Here is a 15298-nt window from a genome sequence, read left to right on the forward strand (position 1 = left end):
CCTTCTCATTCGTGCAGGCGGTGGTTAGTCCGCGTTTTTCCGCTCGGATTGTGTGCGGTGCCGGGCGGCGCCGGAGACGGTGTCTCCCGCATCAGCGCAGAGGACCGGGCGTGCCGCCACGGTCGTTCCGAACACCCAACCAAGCATAGCCATAGGTGACAACGCGAACGAGGCCGGAAGCCTTCCGGCGAGCCGCGATCGGCTGGGCTTTTCCTGGCCGTTCCTCGCGTACACTTGACCCGAGAGCATCGCGTCGCGGGCCGGATCGGCGACCGCATTAAGAGGAGTCATGGACAGCACTGTCGAAACGGTGATCAGCACCCCCACGTACACGGTGCGGGACAAGGTCCGCGGATACATCGCGTTGACGAAACCCCGCGTCATGGAGCTGCTGCTCGTGACGACCGTTCCGGTGATGATCCTGGCCTACGGCGGCATGCCTCCGCTCGGGCTCGTCCTCGCGGCCGTCGTCGGCGGCGCGATGAGCGCCGGCTCGGCCGCGGCGTTCAACTGCTACTTCGACCGTGACATCGACCGGATCATGGGTAGGACGAAGAACCGCCCGCTGGTGACCGGCGTGCTCAGCCCGCGCGAGGCGCTGGTGTTCTCCTGGACCCTCGCGGTCGCGTCGACGGTCTGGCTGGCGCTGACGACGACGCTCATGGCCGCAGCGCTCTCCGTTCTGGCGATCTTCTTCTACGTCGTGATCTACACGCTCATCCTCAAGCGCCGGACGGAGCAGAACATCGTCTGGGGCGGGATCGCCGGCTGTTTCCCCGTGGTGATCGGCTGGGCCGCCGTGACGGGAGCCCTCAGCTGGGAGGCCCTGATCCTGTTCGCCGTCGTGTTCCTCTGGACCCCGCCGCACTACTGGCCGCTCTCGATGAAGTACCGCGCCGACTACCGTGCGGCCGGTGTGCCGATGCTCGCCGTGGTCCGCGGCAGGGCGCAGGTCGGGCTCCAGGTCATCCTGTACGCCTGGGCGACGGTGGCGTGCTCGCTCCTGCTCATCCCCGTCGGGGGGATGGGCCTGGTCTACAGCATCGTCGCGGTCGTGACGGGCGGCTGGTTCATCTTCGAGACGCACCGCCTCTACAACCGGGCGATCCGTGAGGACCATGTCTCGCCGATGCGCGTGTTCCACGGTTCCATCAGCTACCTGACGCTGCTGTTCGTCGCGGTCGGCGTCGACCCGCTGCTGCCCTTCTGACTCCGCGGCTCATCTAACTCCGCGTCCCGTCGAGCTCTGCCGCCGGTGTGGCGCGGCTGTCCGCGTGGAGCGGTGTCCGCTCCGTGCCCGGCAGCCGGGCCAGCTCAGATCCGCGTGCCGCGACCGGCCAGGAGCGCGTCCCCGAGGGCGCTGCGGTAGTACAGCACGCTCCGACCGTGCCTGGTCCTGTTCAGGAGGCCGGCAGCGTGCATCACCCGGAGGTGCTGGTTGACGGCCGAGGGGCTCACCCCGAGCGAGAAGGCGAGCTCGGTGGACGATCGCGGCTCGGCCAGCGACGACAGCAGTCCCGCGCGCGTCGGCCCGAGCAGCGCATCGGTCGCGCCGGGGGCGGACCGGTCGAGCGGCGCCCACATGGCGCCCTGACCGCGGGCGGGGTAGATCAGCGTGGGGGAGCGATCGAGGTCGATCATCGTGGAGGCGTTGATCACGAACACCGACGGCGCGAGCGTCAGCCCGTCCACGCCGACCGGCCGATCGCGGCCGAACGGCGCGCTCAACGTCACGTCGAGGCTGTGCCCCGCCCAGTGCACGGCGGGGGTGAGCCCTCCGACCATGGACATCATCCCCTCGCGCGCCATGACCCTGCCCCTGTGCGCGATGTCGGCCTCGAGCACGGCACGCATCCGCGACCAGTGCGGCTCGAAGCACAGCCGCCATGCGCGGCGCAGTGCAGTCAGTAGCCGGTCCATGACGTCGGCGTGACGGCCGACGAACGGCGGGGGTATCCGACCGTGGACGACGCGGAGGTCACGCTCCAGCTGCTCGGGGGTGAGGGAGGCGAGCGTGTCCAGCTCATCGTCGATGTCGCCGACGGGGGCGGTCGGCCGGGGAGTGACGAAATCGGCGACCCAGCGACGGTCGTCCACGAGTGCGGCGAGCATCTCCTCGTCGAGAAGATGTCGGACGTCGGCGATCCGCTGGAGCCAGCCGTGCTGCAGCGGATAGCGTTCCGGCGCGCGGAATGCGCGCAGGCCCAGGCCCATCTCGTTCAGCGGCGAGATACCGAAGCGCACCGCGGAGAGCGCGGCGGCGTCGAACTGGTACCGGAGCATGAAGCTATACGCTACATCGGTGGCGGACGGCGTGCGACCAGGGCAGAACTGACACATGCCCCGAACCCGCCGCGACCCCGCAAACGACACGCACCGCTCTGACCGTGCCGCCACACCGACGACGGCCGAGCCGACGACGGGGGCCGTCCCGATCCCCGAACAGGAAGCGCCCTCCGCCGGGACACTCCGATCGCTGCTCCGGGCCGACCCCACCCTGCGTGTCCTCGCCGCGGTGACCGCCCTGTCGACCGTCGGCAGAGGTGCCTTCTTCGCCCTGACCGCGCTGTACCTCAACCAGATCGTCGGCCTCACGCCGCTCACCGTCGGCGCGGCACTGAGCGTCGCCGGGGGAGTCGGCGTCGTCTCGTCGTTCCTCGGAGGCGCCCTCGCGGATCGGCTCAGCGCACGGCGACTGCTGATCAGCGTGAGCGTCGCGCAGGGGCTCTCGCTGGCCGCCTACCTCCTCATCACCGACATCGTCAGCCTGATCCTCGTCGCCTCCCTGGCGACGGCCTGCCAGCAGGCGGCCGGCTCCGTCCGGTCCGCGATCATCGGGCGTGGCTTCTCCGGACCGATGCGCGTGAGCGTGAGGGCGACGCTGCGCACCATCACGAACGCGGGAATCGCCGTGGGAACGGGGCTCGCCGCCGTCCCGCTCGCGCTCGGCACAGCGGCGTCGTACCGCGTGGCGCTCTTCCTCGCCGGCATCGTGTACCTCGCCGCGGCTTTTCTGCTCGTCAGACTCGACTCCCGGCGGGTGGATGCGCCGCACAGCCGTCGGGTTCGTGCGGGCGACGGAGGGGGCGACGGGAACGATGGCGCGCGGGAGCGAGGGAGCTCACCGCTGCAAGACCCGCGGTTCCTCGCCGTCACCGTGCTGTGCGGCGTCGTCTCCTTGCACTTCGGGATCTTCGAGGTGGGGGTGCCGCTCTGGCTCGTCGCCCACACGCGGGCACCAGACGTCCTCGTCGCCGCTCAGCTGGTGATCAACACCGTGGTCGTCATCGCACTGCAGATTCCCCTGTCGCGACGCGCGGACTCGGTGGCCGCATCGGGCCGGATCATGCTTCTCAGCGGGATCGGCTTCGCCGTCACCTTCGGCCTGTGGGCCGCGGCCGGGTCGCTCGACGTCGTCGGCGTGACGATCCTGCTGGTCGGAACGGCCGTGTGGTACTCGCTCACCGAGGTCATGTCGGCGGCGGCCGGCTGGACGCTGAGCTTCGAGCTGGCGGATCAGCGAAGCATCGGCGCCTACCAGGGTGTCTTCGGCACGGGAACCGCGTTAGGCATCATGGTCGCTCCGCTACTCGTGACCGGCACCGCCGTGGAGCTCGGGGCCGTCGGCTGGGGCATCCTGGCGATCGTCTTCACTGCCGCGGGGGCCGGCCTGTTCGCGCTGACCCGCAGCGCCGCCGTACCCCGGCGTCAGGGCTGAGCCCGGCCAGCGCGATTGAACGTGACACGCTCCGCCGGCAATCGCGACGGCGGTCCGGTCGGGCGAGGCCCGGCCGCGAGGTCCGAGCCCCGGAATCGGACTGCGGGGCCGGGGCGAGTCCGGACGATCAGACGGTCTCGGCGACCCGGGCGGGTTCCGACCCGTCCAGCCGGCGTACCGGCTGCTTGAGGCTCATGATCACCGCGACCATGGCCGCGGTCAGCACGCAGGCGAGCACCATGTGCGCTCCGACGAGGAAGGCGGGCAGCCCGAGCCGCGCCTGGACGATCCCCACGACGATCTGGACGACCTCGACGCCCAGCAGCGCCCACAGCCACCGCAGCGGCGGCAGCCGACGCGCCTGCGCCGCGACGAGCAGCACGACGGTCAAGGCGAGAGTCAGGTAGGCCGGCCAGCTGTGGATGTGCTGCAGCAGCTCGCTGTCGAGGCCGTTCCTGGCGGCGCCGGCGTCGCCGGCGTGCGGACCGGAGCCGGTCGTCACGATGCCGACGAGGATCGTCACCGTGACGGCGACCGACATCAGGTGGGTGACACCGAAGAACCACCCGGGCACCGCCAGGGCCCGGGGGCCGGGGCGACCGTAGATGCGGAAGAGCACCACCGTCGAGAGCGCGACGAGACCGACGCTGACGACGAAGTGCAGGCCAACCACGTACGGCTTCAGCTGTGTCCAGACGGAGATGCCGCCGATCACGGCCTGCGCCGGAATCCCCGCGCCGATGAGGATGGTGAGCACGAACAGCTCAGGGCGGTCACGGCGCGATCGCACGACCGAGAGGAACAGCCCGATCACGATGATCACCAGGACGAAGGTGAGCAGCCGGTTGCCGAACTCGATGACGCCGTGGATGCCCATCTCGGCGGTCGCGACGTAGGAGTCGGCGGTGCACCGGGGCCAGGTCGGGCAGCCGAGGCCGGAGCCGGTCAGGCGCACGAGTCCGCCGGTGCCGACGATGCCGGTCTGGGCGACGAGGTTGGCCCAGCCCCAGCGGCGGGCGGCGGGGCCGATCGACGCGGGCAGCCAGCGGGCGAGCCTCCGGGGTGTCGGGGATGCTGTGGACACGATTGCGCCTTTCCTTAACTCCTCGAAATGACCGGCCCGACCGGCCGGTCGCCCTGTCGGGCACCAGCCAAACGCGATAGAATCGGAGGCTGGTGATGCCTGAGAGCGTGGTTGCTCCGCAACGCACTCGATCGGGCACCGTCACACCAAGTGTAAGTTCCGCCGCGCGGGACGCAGAACAGCCCGCTCGGATGACAGCGCGGGACAGCCGCGGACAGAGATCCTGTTTGTGAGCGGCAGAAAGAGGGAGTCATGTCAGAGGTACTCATTGACCGACCCGAACTCGAGAGCCTCGGCGTCTACGAGTTCGGCTGGTCGGATTCGGACGCGGCAGGCGCGTCCGCCCGCCGCGGACTCTCGCCCGAGGTCGTGGCCGACATCTCGGCGCGCAAGGACGAGCCCGAGTGGATGCTCAAGCGCCGGATGAAGGCCCTCGCCCAGTTCGACCGCAAACCGATGCCCACCTGGGGCGCCGACCTCAGCGAGATCGACTTCGACAACATCAAGTACTTCGTCCGCTCCACGGAGAAGCAGGCCCAGAGCTGGGAGGACCTGCCCGAGGACATCCGCAACACCTACGAGCGGCTCGGCATCCCCGAGGCCGAGCGCCAGCGCCTGGTCGCCGGTGTCGCCGCGCAGTACGAGTCCGAGGTCGTCTACCACCAGATCCGCGAGGACCTGGAGGAGCAGGGCGTGATCTTCCTCGACACGGACACGGCGCTCAAGGAGTACCCGGAGATCTTCGAGGAGTACTTCGGCACCGTCATCCCCTCCGGCGACAACAAGTTCGCGGCGCTCAACACCGCGGTGTGGTCGGGCGGCTCCTTCGTCTACGTGCCCAAGGGCGTCCACGTCGAGATCCCGCTGCAGGCCTATTTCCGCATCAACACGGAGAACATGGGTCAGTTCGAGCGCACGCTGATCATCGCCGACGAGGGCAGCTACGTGCACTACATCGAGGGCTGCACCGCGCCGATCTACAAGTCGGACTCGCTGCACTCTGCCGTCGTCGAGATCATCGTGAAGAAGAACGCCCGCGTTCGGTACACCACGATCCAGAACTGGTCGAACAACGTCTACAACCTGGTCACCAAGCGCGCCACGGCCGCGGAGGGCGCGACCATGGAGTGGGTCGACGGCAACATCGGCTCCAAGGTGACGATGAAGTACCCGTCCATCTTCCTGATGGGGGAGCACGCCAAGGGCGAGACGCTCTCCGTCGCCTTCGCCGGCCCCGGCCAGCACCAGGACGCCGGCGCGAAGATGATCCACATGGCGCCGTACACGCAGTCGTCGATCGTCTCGAAGTCGATCGCCCGCGGCGGCGGACGGGCCGGTTACCGCGGCGAGGTCCGCGTGGAGCCGAACGCGCACCATTCCGCCAACTCGGTCGTCTGCGACGCCCTGCTCGTCGACACGATCTCGCGCAGCGACACGTACCCCGCGATCGACATCCGCGTCGACGACGTCCAGCTCGGGCACGAGGCCACGGTCTCGCGCGTCAGCGAGGAGCAGCTGTTCTACCTGATGAGCCGAGGCCTCGACGAGACGGAGGCCATGTCGATGATCGTGCGCGGCTTCATCGAGCCGATCGCCCGTGAGCTGCCCATGGAATACGCACTCGAACTCAACAAGCTCATCGAGATGGGCATGGAAGGATCCGTCGGTTAATGTCGACCCAGGCCCCCGAATCACCCACTGCCCTTCCCGAGGGACAGCACGGCCTGCGTCGGCACAGTGACGGCGCCGGCGCGTTCGTCCCGGTGCAGACGCGCTCGGAGCGGTTCCGTTCCACCTCTGTCGGCGACTTCGACGAGGTCACCGGCCGCGAGGCCGTCTGGAAGCTCAGCCCCGTCGACCGCTTCCGCGACCTGCTCGCGGAGACGCTCGACGGAGGGCCCACCCCCATCGACGTCGTGTCGGCGCCCGGCACCACCGTCGCGTGGGTCGACCGCACCGAGGCGCGCACCGGCCGTGCCGGCACCCCGGAGGACCGTGCCGCCGCCGCCGCGTGGACGAACACGGAGCAGGTCCTCGCGATCACGGTCGACGGTGAGAGCGACGAGAACACCACCGTTCGGCGGCACGGCTTCGGCAGCGCCCCCCGGGCGGCCCACGTGGTCGTCGAGGCGCTCCCGCACAGCCGGGGCACCGTCATCCTCGACCACAGCGGCACCGCGCGCCTGACCGAGAACGTCGAGGTCGTCGTCGGCGAGGGCGCGCACGTCACCGTCGTCACCGTGCAGGACTGGGACGACGACGCCGTGCACCTGTCGTCGCACTTCGCCCGGGTGGGGCGTGACGCCACGCTCAAGCACGTGGTCGTCTCGCTCGGCGGCGGCGTCGTCAGGGTGAACCCCTCGACCCACCTGGCCGAGCAGGGCTCGGGCGTCGACGCGCTCGGCGTGTACTTCGCCGACGCCGGCCAGCACCTCGAGCAGCAGGTCTACGTACACCACGACGCCCCCAACTCGCGCAGCCGCGTCAGCTACAAGGGCGCCCTGCAGGGGACGGGCGCGCGCACCGTCTGGATCGGGGACGTGCTCATCGGGCGCGACGCCACCGCGACCGACAGCTACGAGCAGAACCGCAACCTGGTCCTCACCGACGGCACCAGGGCCGACTCGATCCCCAACCTCGAGATCGAGACGGGCGACATCGCCGGCGCCGGCCACGCGAGCGCGACGGGCCGCTTCGACGACGAGCAGCTGTTCTACCTGCAGGCGAGGGGGATTCCCGAGGACCAGGCGCGGCGGCTCGTCGTGCTCGGCTTCCTCATCGAGATCGTCCAGCAGATCGGCGACTCCGCGCTCGAGGCACGCCTCGAGGAGGCGATCGAGGCCGAGCTGCGCGGCGGCTCCGCGGCCACCGCACCGTGAGCCTCCGCGTCTGCGCGGTGACCGACCTCACCGTCAACCAGGCCAAGCGCGTCCTCGTCGACGGCGTGCCGATCGCCCTGGTGCTCGACGGGCAGGGCGACGTCCACGCGATCGGCGACACCTGCACGCACGGCGACATCTCGCTGTCCGAGGGGTTCGTCGAGGACGACACCCTGGAGTGCTGGGCGCACGGCTCGCAGTTCTCACTCCGCACAGGGAAGCCGCTCACGCTTCCGGCCTACGAACCCGTTCCCGTCTACGTGGTCCAGATCACCGACGGCGATATTTTCATCGACCCGACCGTAACGAAAGAGATTTCCTAATCATGTCTGTCCTCGAGATCCGAGACCTCCACGTCAGCATCGACACCGACCAGGGCACCAAGGAGATCCTGCGCGGCGTCGACCTGACCATCCGCTCCGGCGAGACCCACGCCATCATGGGCCCCAACGGCTCGGGCAAGTCCACGCTCGCGTACACGATCGCCGGGCACCCGCGCTACACCGTCGACTCGGGCAGCATCACGCTCGACGGCGAGGACGTGCTCGAGATGAGCGTCGACGAGCGCGCGCGGGCGGGCCTGTTCCTGGCGATGCAGTACCCCGTCGAGATCCCCGGCGTCACCGTGACCAACTTCCTCCGCACCGCAAAGACCGCCGTCGACGGCGAGGCGCCGGCGATCCGCTCCTGGATCAAGGACGTCAACGCCTCCATGGCGAAGCTGCGCATGGACAAGTCCTTCGCCGAGCGCAACGTCAACGAGGGCTTCTCCGGAGGCGAGAAGAAGCGCCACGAGATCCTGCAGCTCGAGCTGCTCAAGCCCCACTTCGCCGTGCTCGACGAGACCGACTCCGGGCTCGACGTCGACGCGCTGAAGATCGTCTCCGAGGGCGTCAACCGCGCCAAGGAGAACACCGACCTCGGCGTGCTCCTCATCACCCACTACACGCGTATCCTCCGCTACATCAAGCCCGACCACGTGCACGTCTTCGTCGCGGGCAAGGTCGCGGAGGAGGGCGGCCCCGAGCTCGCCGACCGGCTCGAGGACGAGGGCTACGACCGCTACCTCAGCGCAGCGACGGACGCGTAGGCTTCCCGCATGACCACCACGCTGTCACCGCAGAAGTTCGACGAGGTCGAGGAGGCCTTGAAGGACGTCATGGACCCCGAGCTGGGGATCAACGTCGTCGACCTGGGCCTGATCTACGACCTCGCCTGGGACGACGAGAATGACGCGCTCGTCATCCACATGACGCTCACGTCCGCCGGGTGCCCGTTGACCGACGTGCTCGAGGAGCAGACGGCCCAGTCGCTGCAGGGGGTCGTCGACTCCTTCCGCATCAACTGGGTCTGGATGCCGCCGTGGGGTCCCGAACGGATCACCGACGACGGCCGCGACATGATGCGGGCGCTCGGCTTCGCCATCTGACGCTGCGGACGCGCGGACGCCGCGGGGCGGCCAGGATGCGGGAGGGAAGACGATCGTCGTCCCTCCCGCACTGTTTCGTCAGATGACACCCCCGCGGCTTGCCGCCGTGCCACGTCAATACGCTCGAGACATGGATGACTGTTCGATCTTTCTCACCGAGGCACAGGCGCGTGAGCGCACAAGCAGCAAGTGGCGGGCATTCCCCGCGGACGTCATCCCCCTGCACGTGGCCGAGCTCGATGTGGAGCTGGCGCCCCCGATCCGCACGGCACTGCACGCGGCCGTCGAGCTCGGCGACACGGGCGGGTACCACGGGCCGTCGAACCCGGTTCGTGCCGCGTTCGCCGGTTTCGCTCAGCGGCACTGGGCCTGGGCGGTCGACGCCGATGACGTGACCGCGACGACGGACGTGAGCGTCGCCATCGTCGAGACGCTCCGCCGCATCCTTCCCGAGGGCGGTCGGGTCGTCATCACGCCTCCCGTCTACGCCCCCTTCGTCGACCTGATCGTCGAGGCCGGGTCGACGCCCGTCCACGTCCCGCTCGTGGAGCGGGACGGTGCGCTGCGGCTCGACATCGACGGCATCGACGCGGCCTTCGCCGACGGCGCCAGCGTGTTCCTGCTCTGCCACCCGCACAACCCGACCGGGGTGGTCCACACCGCCACCGAGCTCGCCGCGCTGTCCGCCGTCGTGGAGAGGCACGACGGGTGGGTCGTCAGCGACGAGATCCATGCTCCGCTCACCCATCCCGGCGTCGTGTTCCCTCCCTACCCGAGCGTCTCGCCGGCCGCACGGGAGCACGGCATCGCCCTGCACGCCGGTTCGAAGGGCTTCAACATCCCCGGGCTGAAGTGCGCGCTCATCGTCACGCAGTCCGAGCGCACCCGTGCGGTCGCCCTGGGCCTCCCGCAGGAGGTGGTGTGGAGGACGAGTCAGTTCGGCGCGATCGCGACCTCGGCCGCGTTCGCCTCCGGGGATGCCTGGCTCACGGAGATCAGGGCCGCGGTCCGGCGCAACTGCCTGCTGCTGGGGGAGCTGCTCGCCGAGCACCTTCCCGAGGCCCAGTACCGGACCCCCGAGGCCGGTTATCTGGCCTGGGTGGATCTCGGCGCGGAACGGTGGGGGAGCGACCCGGCAGAACGGATCCTCGACGAGGGACGCGTCGCCGTCGGGCACGGCCCGACCTTCGGGGAGGGCGAGGGCTGCATCCGGCTCAACCTCGGCTGCCACCCTGACACCATCCGCGTCGTCGTCGAACGCCTCGCCTCGCTGCGTCCGGGGGCCGCCGAGCGGGTCTGACCGGTTGCGGCCGGGGGCCGCCGGTTGTGGCACGGGCCGCGTGGTGCCGGCACGGGCCGCGTGGTGCCGGCACGGGTGCGGTTGCTCACCGGGACAACGCGGGGGCCGAATGGGCAGTCCGGCCGGGGCACGGCACAGGGGGCACCGAGCACGAAGACCCCGAGACGCAACCGACGAGCTACCCCGACTTCACGCGTCAACGACGATGCGCCGCCCCCTCGGGGACGGCGCATCGTGGTCGATCGGCGGCGTGCCGCCGTGTCCGGCTACTCGGAGTCGCGGTCGAGCGCGGCGACGCCCCGCCAGGCCAGCGGAAGCAACGCAGCGGCGAGGGCTGCCTTGACGACACCGCCGATGACGAAGGGGAGCACGCCCATCTCGATTGCGCCACCGAGCCCGACAGGCGTGCCGAAGACGGTGGAGAGGATCAGCATCATGTAGGGGACCCCGACGAGGAACGGCACGACGCTCGCGGCGATGAAGCCGAGGAAGCCCCAGCCGAGGGAGCGGTCCCAGCGGCGTTCGGCGAACCAGCCGGCGATGGCGGCGGCGGGGATGAAGCCGAGGACGAAGCCGAAGGACGGCAGAAGGACACTCGCGGGCCCGCCGCTGAATCCGGCCAGAACGGGGGCGCCGGCAACCGCGAGGAGCATGTACGTCGTCATCGCGATGGCACCACGCTTGGCACCGAGCGCCGCGCCGACGAGCACGACGCCGAGCGTCTGCCCGGTGATGGGCACGGGGAACATCGGGACCTCGACTTGCGCGAGCAGAGCGACCAGCGCGGCACCCGCACCGACGAGCGCCACATCGCTGACGAGGCTGCGGTTGCGGACCAGGACGTCGGCGAGAACCGGACGGGTCAGGGCGGGGGCGTAGCTCACAGGCAGCTCCTTCTTCTGGGTGATCGGGGTGCAGCGGTCATCCGGGGGCCGGTGCAGCTTTTATACTAGGAGGCTGACCCCCGGCACCCCGTTGTCGAAACGCCACAAAGGAATGGAGCACGACTGTGCTTGCAGTGCAGGACCTCGAGATCCGCGTGGGCGCGCGAACGCTCATGGAGGGGGTCAACTTCCGCGTCGCCGCGGGCGACAAGGTCGGTCTCGTCGGCAGGAACGGTGCCGGAAAGACCACACTGACGAAGACCCTCGCCGGCGAGCTGCAGCCCAACGCGGGCACCATCACCACCTCGGGGGAGATCGGCTACCTGCCGCAGGACCCCCGGTCGGGCAACCCGGAGGACACCGCGCGCAAGCGAATCCTCGACGCCAGGGGGCTCGGGCACCTGGTCGAGACGATGCGTCAGGCGACCGAGCGCATGGGTGACCCGGATGCCGCCGTCGCGGACGAGGCGATGCGGCGCTACGCCCGGTCCGAGGACCGTTTCATGGCGCTCGGCGGCTACGCTGCCGAGGCTGAGGCCGCATCGATCGCCTCCAACCTCAACCTGCCCGACCACATCCTCGACCAGGAGCTCAAGACCCTCTCCGGCGGTCAGCGTCGCCGCATCGAACTGGCACGCATCCTGTTCTCCGGCGCGGACACGATGCTCCTCGACGAGCCGACCAACCACCTCGACGCCGACTCCGTCGTCTGGCTGCGCGAGTTCATCCAGGCGTACTCCGGCGGGGTCGTCATGATCAGCCACGACGTCGAGCTGGTGGGCGAGACCGTGAACCGGGTGTTCTACCTGGACGCGAACCGCACCGTCATCGACGTCTACAACATGAACTGGAAGAACTACCAGCGGCAGCGCGCCGCCGACGAGGAGCGCAGGCGCAAGGAGCGCACCAACGTCGAGAAGAAGGCCACGGCCCTGCAGCAGCAGGCGGCGAAGTTCGGGGCGAAGGCCTCCAAGGCCGCGGCGGCGCACCAGATGGTCGCCAGGGCGGAGAAGATGCTCTCCGGCCTGGAGGAGGTGCGGGCCGCGGACCGCGTGGCCAAGCTGCGCTTCCCGAAGCCGGCGCCGAGCGGGAAGACGCCGCTGCTGGGCAGGGAGCTGTCGAAGAGCTACGGATCGCTCGAGATCTTCACGGCGGTCGACCTGGCCATCGACCGGGGCTCCCGCGTCGTGATCCTCGGTCTCAACGGTGCGGGCAAGACCACGATGCTGCGCATCCTCGCCGGAGTGGACACGCCGGACACGGGCGAGATCATCGCCGGTCACGGCCTGAAGGTCGGCTATTACGCCCAGGAGCACGAGACCATCGACACCGATCGCTCGGTCCTGTCGAACATGGTGTCCGCCTCGCCGAACCTGACCGAGACGGAGGCCCGCAAGGTGCTCGGCTCGTTCCTGTTCGTCGGCGACGACGTGCACAAGCCGGCCGGGGTCCTCTCCGGTGGGGAGAAGACCCGGCTCGCCCTGGCGATGCTCGTCGTCTCGGCGGCGAACGTGCTACTCCTCGACGAGCCGACGAACAACCTCGACCCCGCCAGCCGCGAGGAGATCCTCGACGCGCTCGCGCACTACGAGGGCTCCGTCGTCCTGGTCAGCCACGACGAGGGCGCCGTCGAGGCGCTCAACCCGGAGCGGGTGCTCATCATGCCCGACGGCGTCGAGGACCACTGGAACAAGGACTACGCGGACCTGATCTCACTCGCGTAGCACCCGCCCCGCCCATCGGTCGGCTCGCCCCCGCGGCGCCGTGGGATAGCGTTGAGCTATGGCGAAGGACAGATTGGGAACGGGGCGGGGGATCACGCTCCAGCAGCTCAGGTACTTCGTCGAGGTGGCCGCGGAGGGCTCGATCAGTGCCGCCGCCGACCTGCTCTACGTGTCACAGCCGACGATGTCGGCGGCACTGAAGGACCTCGAGGCCCGGGTCGGCGCCGTGCTGTTCGTCCGCTCGGCCCGCGGGGTGACGCTCACGGAGGACGGGGCGGAGTTCCTTGGCTACGCCCGTCAGGTGGTCGAGCAGGCTGAGCTGCTGGAGCAGCGGTACCTCGGCCGACCCCCGTCGAAGCGGCTTCTCGCGGTCTCGACGCAGCACTACTCCTTCGTCGTCGACGCCTTCGTTCGGATGGTGAAGGCCACCGACGCCCCCGAGTACGCCTTCAGCCTGCGAGAGACGCGCACCTGGGACATCATCGAGGACGTCCGCACGCTGCGCAGCGAGCTGGGCGTGCTGTACCGCAACGACTTCAACCGCAACGTCATCGACAAGCTTCTGCGCGACTCCGGCCTGGTGTTCCGGCCGCTGTTCCTCGCGACGCCGCACATCTTCATCGCCAGGTCGAACCCGCTCTCCGGCCGCGATCAGGTCACGCTCGACGACCTCGAGCAGCTGCCGCGGCTCACCTTCGACCAGGGGGCCAACAACTCCTTCTACTTCGCGGAGGAGATCCTCTCCACCCGGTCGTCGCGGCAGGACATCCGGGTCAGCGATCGTGCGACGATCTTCAATCTGATGATCGGGCTGGGCGGGTACACCATCTCGACCGGCATCATCTCGGACGACCTGGACCCCTCGATCGTCGCCGTCCCGCTCGAGGTGGACGAGCGGATCGAGATCGGCTGGATCGGCCAGTCGGCGACCGCGCTGTCGGCGCAGGCGCAGCGTTTCGTCGAGGAGATGCGCGCGGTCGTCTCGGGGTTCGGCGTCCAGCTCCTCGGCGACGACACCCCATAGTCGTTCACTAGAGCTACGCATCGTTACTCCCGATGAGGCTATGGCTCGCGCCTGCCCATACACTGAAATCACGCCGCGGAACGCGGCAGATGACGGCGAAATCCCGGGCCGAGAGCCCTCAGTCACCCGGGGTGCGGACCCACGCGGCGCCGTCACCCAGACGTGCGCGGTGCGAGCGTGACGGCCGGATTCCCCGACCGCCGGATTCGCCGACCGCCCGAAGAGATTGAGGCAGCAGACCACCATGACAAGCGACTGTACGTTCAGCATCAGCACCACCCGCTTCGACGAGGACTACTCGCCGTCCGCCAGCTCGCGCAGCACCACCAACTTCGCCAACCTGGCGCGTGGCGAGCACCGGAAGCAGAACCTCCGCAACGCCGTCGCCATGATCGACAACCGCTTCAACGACCTCGCGAACTGGGACAACCCGACCCGCGACCGCTACCGGCTCGAACTGGACATCGTCTCGGTCGACCTGCACATCGACCAGGCGGGGGCCGAGACCGCCTTCCCGCTGATCGAGGTCCTGGACGTCACCGTCCTCGACACGACGACGGGGGAGCGGTCGCCCGGGATCGTCGGCAACAACTTCTCCTCCTACATCCGCGACTACGACTTCAGCGTCCTCCTGCCCGAGCACAGGGCCGGCGCGCCGGATGCGGGGATCCCCGCCGACTTCGGCGAGCTGCACGGCCGGCTGTTCCAGCGCTTCCTCGACTCGGAGGCGTACCGCGCCCGGTTCCCGCAGTCGCCGGTCATCTGCATCAGCGTGTCGACCTCGCGCAGCTACCGCCGGCTCGCCAACGAGCACCCGGTCCTCGGCGTCGAGTACCAGCAGGACGACTACTCGCTGACCGACCAGTACTTCGGCCGGATGGGCCTCACGGTGCGCTACTTCATGCCGCGCGGAGCCGTCGCGCCGCTGGCGTTCTACCACCGGGGCGACCTGCTGAACGACTACAGCAACCTCGCGCTGGCCGGCACCATCGCCACCATGGAGTCGTTCCAGCGGATCTACCGCCCGGAGATCTACAACGCGAACGCGGCCGCGCCCGCGATCTACCGTCCGAGCCTGAGCAACGACGACTTCTCGCCGACGCAGGTCGAGTACGACCGCGTGGAGCGCAGCCAGCTCGCCACGACGCAGGGCCGTTTCACCGAGCTCAACCTGATGCAGCCGTACGGCACCGTGCTGGAGCAATGGGTCGCCGCGAGTGACGGCGCGAACGCCACCGCCGCCGCGGTCTGAGCGA

General features: G+C 69.3%; 14 protein-coding genes. 11 read left to right on the forward strand and 3 right to left on the reverse strand.

Features of this window, described 5'->3' with window-relative positions:
• Positions 1-289: 289 nt before the first annotated feature.
• Positions 290-1210 (forward strand): heme o synthase, encoded by a 921-nt coding sequence (locus tag FM119_RS05460; RefSeq protein WP_087136671.1) that lies wholly within the window; start codon positions 290-292, stop codon positions 1208-1210.
• 104 nt (positions 1211-1314) lie between these two features.
• Here FM119_RS05460 and FM119_RS05465 read toward each other — a convergent pair whose 3' ends face one another.
• Positions 1315-2283, reverse strand: a complete 969-nt coding sequence (locus FM119_RS05465; protein WP_087136672.1) for an ArsR/SmtB family transcription factor — start codon at positions 2281-2283, stop codon at positions 1315-1317.
• A 55-nt stretch (positions 2284-2338) separates the two neighbouring features.
• On the opposite strand from FM119_RS05465, the gene FM119_RS05470 reads away from it, so the two are divergent.
• Positions 2339-3718: an MFS transporter gene (locus FM119_RS05470; RefSeq protein ID WP_087136673.1), complete on the forward strand. Its 1380-nt coding sequence runs from the start codon at positions 2339-2341 to the stop codon at positions 3716-3718.
• 127 nt (positions 3719-3845) lie between these two features.
• Here FM119_RS05470 and FM119_RS05475 read toward each other — a convergent pair whose 3' ends face one another.
• Complete coding sequence (locus FM119_RS05475; RefSeq protein ID WP_218778727.1) at positions 3846-4802, reverse strand: COX15/CtaA family protein; 957 nt, start codon at positions 4800-4802, stop codon at positions 3846-3848.
• Between the two features lie 252 nt (positions 4803-5054).
• Here FM119_RS05475 and sufB point away from each other — a divergent pair, with 252 nt between their 5' ends.
• The 6 genes from sufB (at position 5055) to FM119_RS05505 (ending at position 10410) form a co-directional block, all read left to right on the forward strand.
• On the forward strand, positions 5055-6473 hold the full coding sequence (sufB, locus tag FM119_RS05480) for a Fe-S cluster assembly protein SufB (RefSeq protein ID WP_087136674.1): 1419 nt from the start codon (positions 5055-5057) through the stop codon (positions 6471-6473).
• Positions 6473-7681 (forward strand): Fe-S cluster assembly protein SufD, encoded by a 1209-nt coding sequence (gene sufD, locus FM119_RS05485; protein WP_087136675.1) that lies wholly within the window; start codon positions 6473-6475, stop codon positions 7679-7681. The genes sufB and sufD overlap by 1 nt, the downstream gene beginning before the upstream one ends.
• A 17-nt stretch (positions 7682-7698) precedes the next feature.
• Positions 7699-8004, forward strand: coding sequence for a non-heme iron oxygenase ferredoxin subunit (locus FM119_RS05490; protein ID WP_245827293.1), 306 nt, complete (start codon positions 7699-7701; stop codon positions 8002-8004).
• A 2-nt stretch (positions 8005-8006) separates the two neighbouring features.
• A complete protein-coding gene (sufC, locus tag FM119_RS05495) occupies positions 8007-8771 on the forward strand; it encodes a Fe-S cluster assembly ATPase SufC (protein WP_087136677.1) in 765 nt (254 codons plus the stop codon).
• A gap of 9 nt (positions 8772-8780) precedes the next feature.
• The gene (locus FM119_RS05500) at positions 8781-9110 is read left to right on the forward strand and encodes a metal-sulfur cluster assembly factor (RefSeq protein WP_087136678.1); all 330 of its coding nucleotides are present in this window, start codon (positions 8781-8783) and stop codon (positions 9108-9110) included.
• Between the two features lie 130 nt (positions 9111-9240).
• The gene (locus FM119_RS05505) at positions 9241-10410 is read left to right on the forward strand and encodes a MalY/PatB family protein (protein ID WP_087136679.1); all 1170 of its coding nucleotides are present in this window, start codon (positions 9241-9243) and stop codon (positions 10408-10410) included.
• 266 nt (positions 10411-10676) lie between these two features.
• On the opposite strand, the gene FM119_RS05510 is transcribed toward FM119_RS05505, so the two are convergent.
• The gene (locus FM119_RS05510; protein WP_087136680.1) at positions 10677-11294 is read right to left on the reverse strand and encodes a biotin transporter BioY; all 618 of its coding nucleotides are present in this window, start codon (positions 11292-11294) and stop codon (positions 10677-10679) included.
• Positions 11295-11419: 125 nt separating this feature from the next.
• Between FM119_RS05510 and FM119_RS05515 the strand changes: the two genes are divergently transcribed.
• From FM119_RS05515 to FM119_RS05525, 3 genes are all read left to right on the forward strand, one after another.
• Entirely contained in the window at positions 11420-13018 is a 1599-nt protein-coding gene (locus FM119_RS05515; protein ID WP_087136681.1) for an ABC-F family ATP-binding cassette domain-containing protein, read from the forward strand.
• A gap of 58 nt (positions 13019-13076) precedes the next feature.
• Entirely contained in the window at positions 13077-14042 is a 966-nt protein-coding gene (locus FM119_RS05520; protein ID WP_087136682.1) for a LysR family transcriptional regulator, read from the forward strand.
• Positions 14043-14286: 244 nt separating this feature from the next.
• Positions 14287-15294: a putative oxygenase MesX gene (locus tag FM119_RS05525; RefSeq protein WP_087136683.1), complete on the forward strand. Its 1008-nt coding sequence runs from the start codon at positions 14287-14289 to the stop codon at positions 15292-15294.
• The last annotated feature ends 4 nt before the right edge of the window (positions 15295-15298 follow it).

The sequence above is a fragment of the Mycetocola reblochoni REB411 genome (assembly GCF_900163835.1).
Lineage (GTDB): Bacteria > Actinomycetota > Actinomycetes > Actinomycetales > Microbacteriaceae > Mycetocola_B > Mycetocola_B reblochoni.

Bases quoted from the DNA above. Each gene is read 5' to 3' on its own strand.
- FM119_RS05525 (WP_087136683.1), top strand. From the start codon at position 14,287: ATGACAAGCGACTGTACGTTCAGCATCAGCACCACCCGCTTCGACGAG.
- sufB (WP_087136674.1), top strand. From the start codon at position 5,055: ATGTCAGAGGTACTCATTGACCGACCCGAACTCGAGAGCCTCGGCGTC.
- FM119_RS05465 (WP_087136672.1), bottom strand. From the start codon at position 2,283: ATGCTCCGGTACCAGTTCGACGCCGCCGCGCTCTCCGCGGTGCGCTTC.
- sufD (WP_087136675.1), top strand. From the start codon at position 6,473: ATGTCGACCCAGGCCCCCGAATCACCCACTGCCCTTCCCGAGGGACAG.
- FM119_RS05500 (WP_087136678.1), top strand. From the start codon at position 8,781: ATGACCACCACGCTGTCACCGCAGAAGTTCGACGAGGTCGAGGAGGCC.
- sufC (WP_087136677.1), top strand. From the start codon at position 8,007: ATGTCTGTCCTCGAGATCCGAGACCTCCACGTCAGCATCGACACCGAC.
- FM119_RS05520 (WP_087136682.1), top strand. From the start codon at position 13,077: ATGGCGAAGGACAGATTGGGAACGGGGCGGGGGATCACGCTCCAGCAG.
- FM119_RS05470 (WP_087136673.1), top strand. From the start codon at position 2,339: ATGCCCCGAACCCGCCGCGACCCCGCAAACGACACGCACCGCTCTGAC.
- FM119_RS05505 (WP_087136679.1), top strand. From the start codon at position 9,241: ATGGATGACTGTTCGATCTTTCTCACCGAGGCACAGGCGCGTGAGCGC.
- FM119_RS05460 (WP_087136671.1), top strand. From the start codon at position 290: ATGGACAGCACTGTCGAAACGGTGATCAGCACCCCCACGTACACGGTG.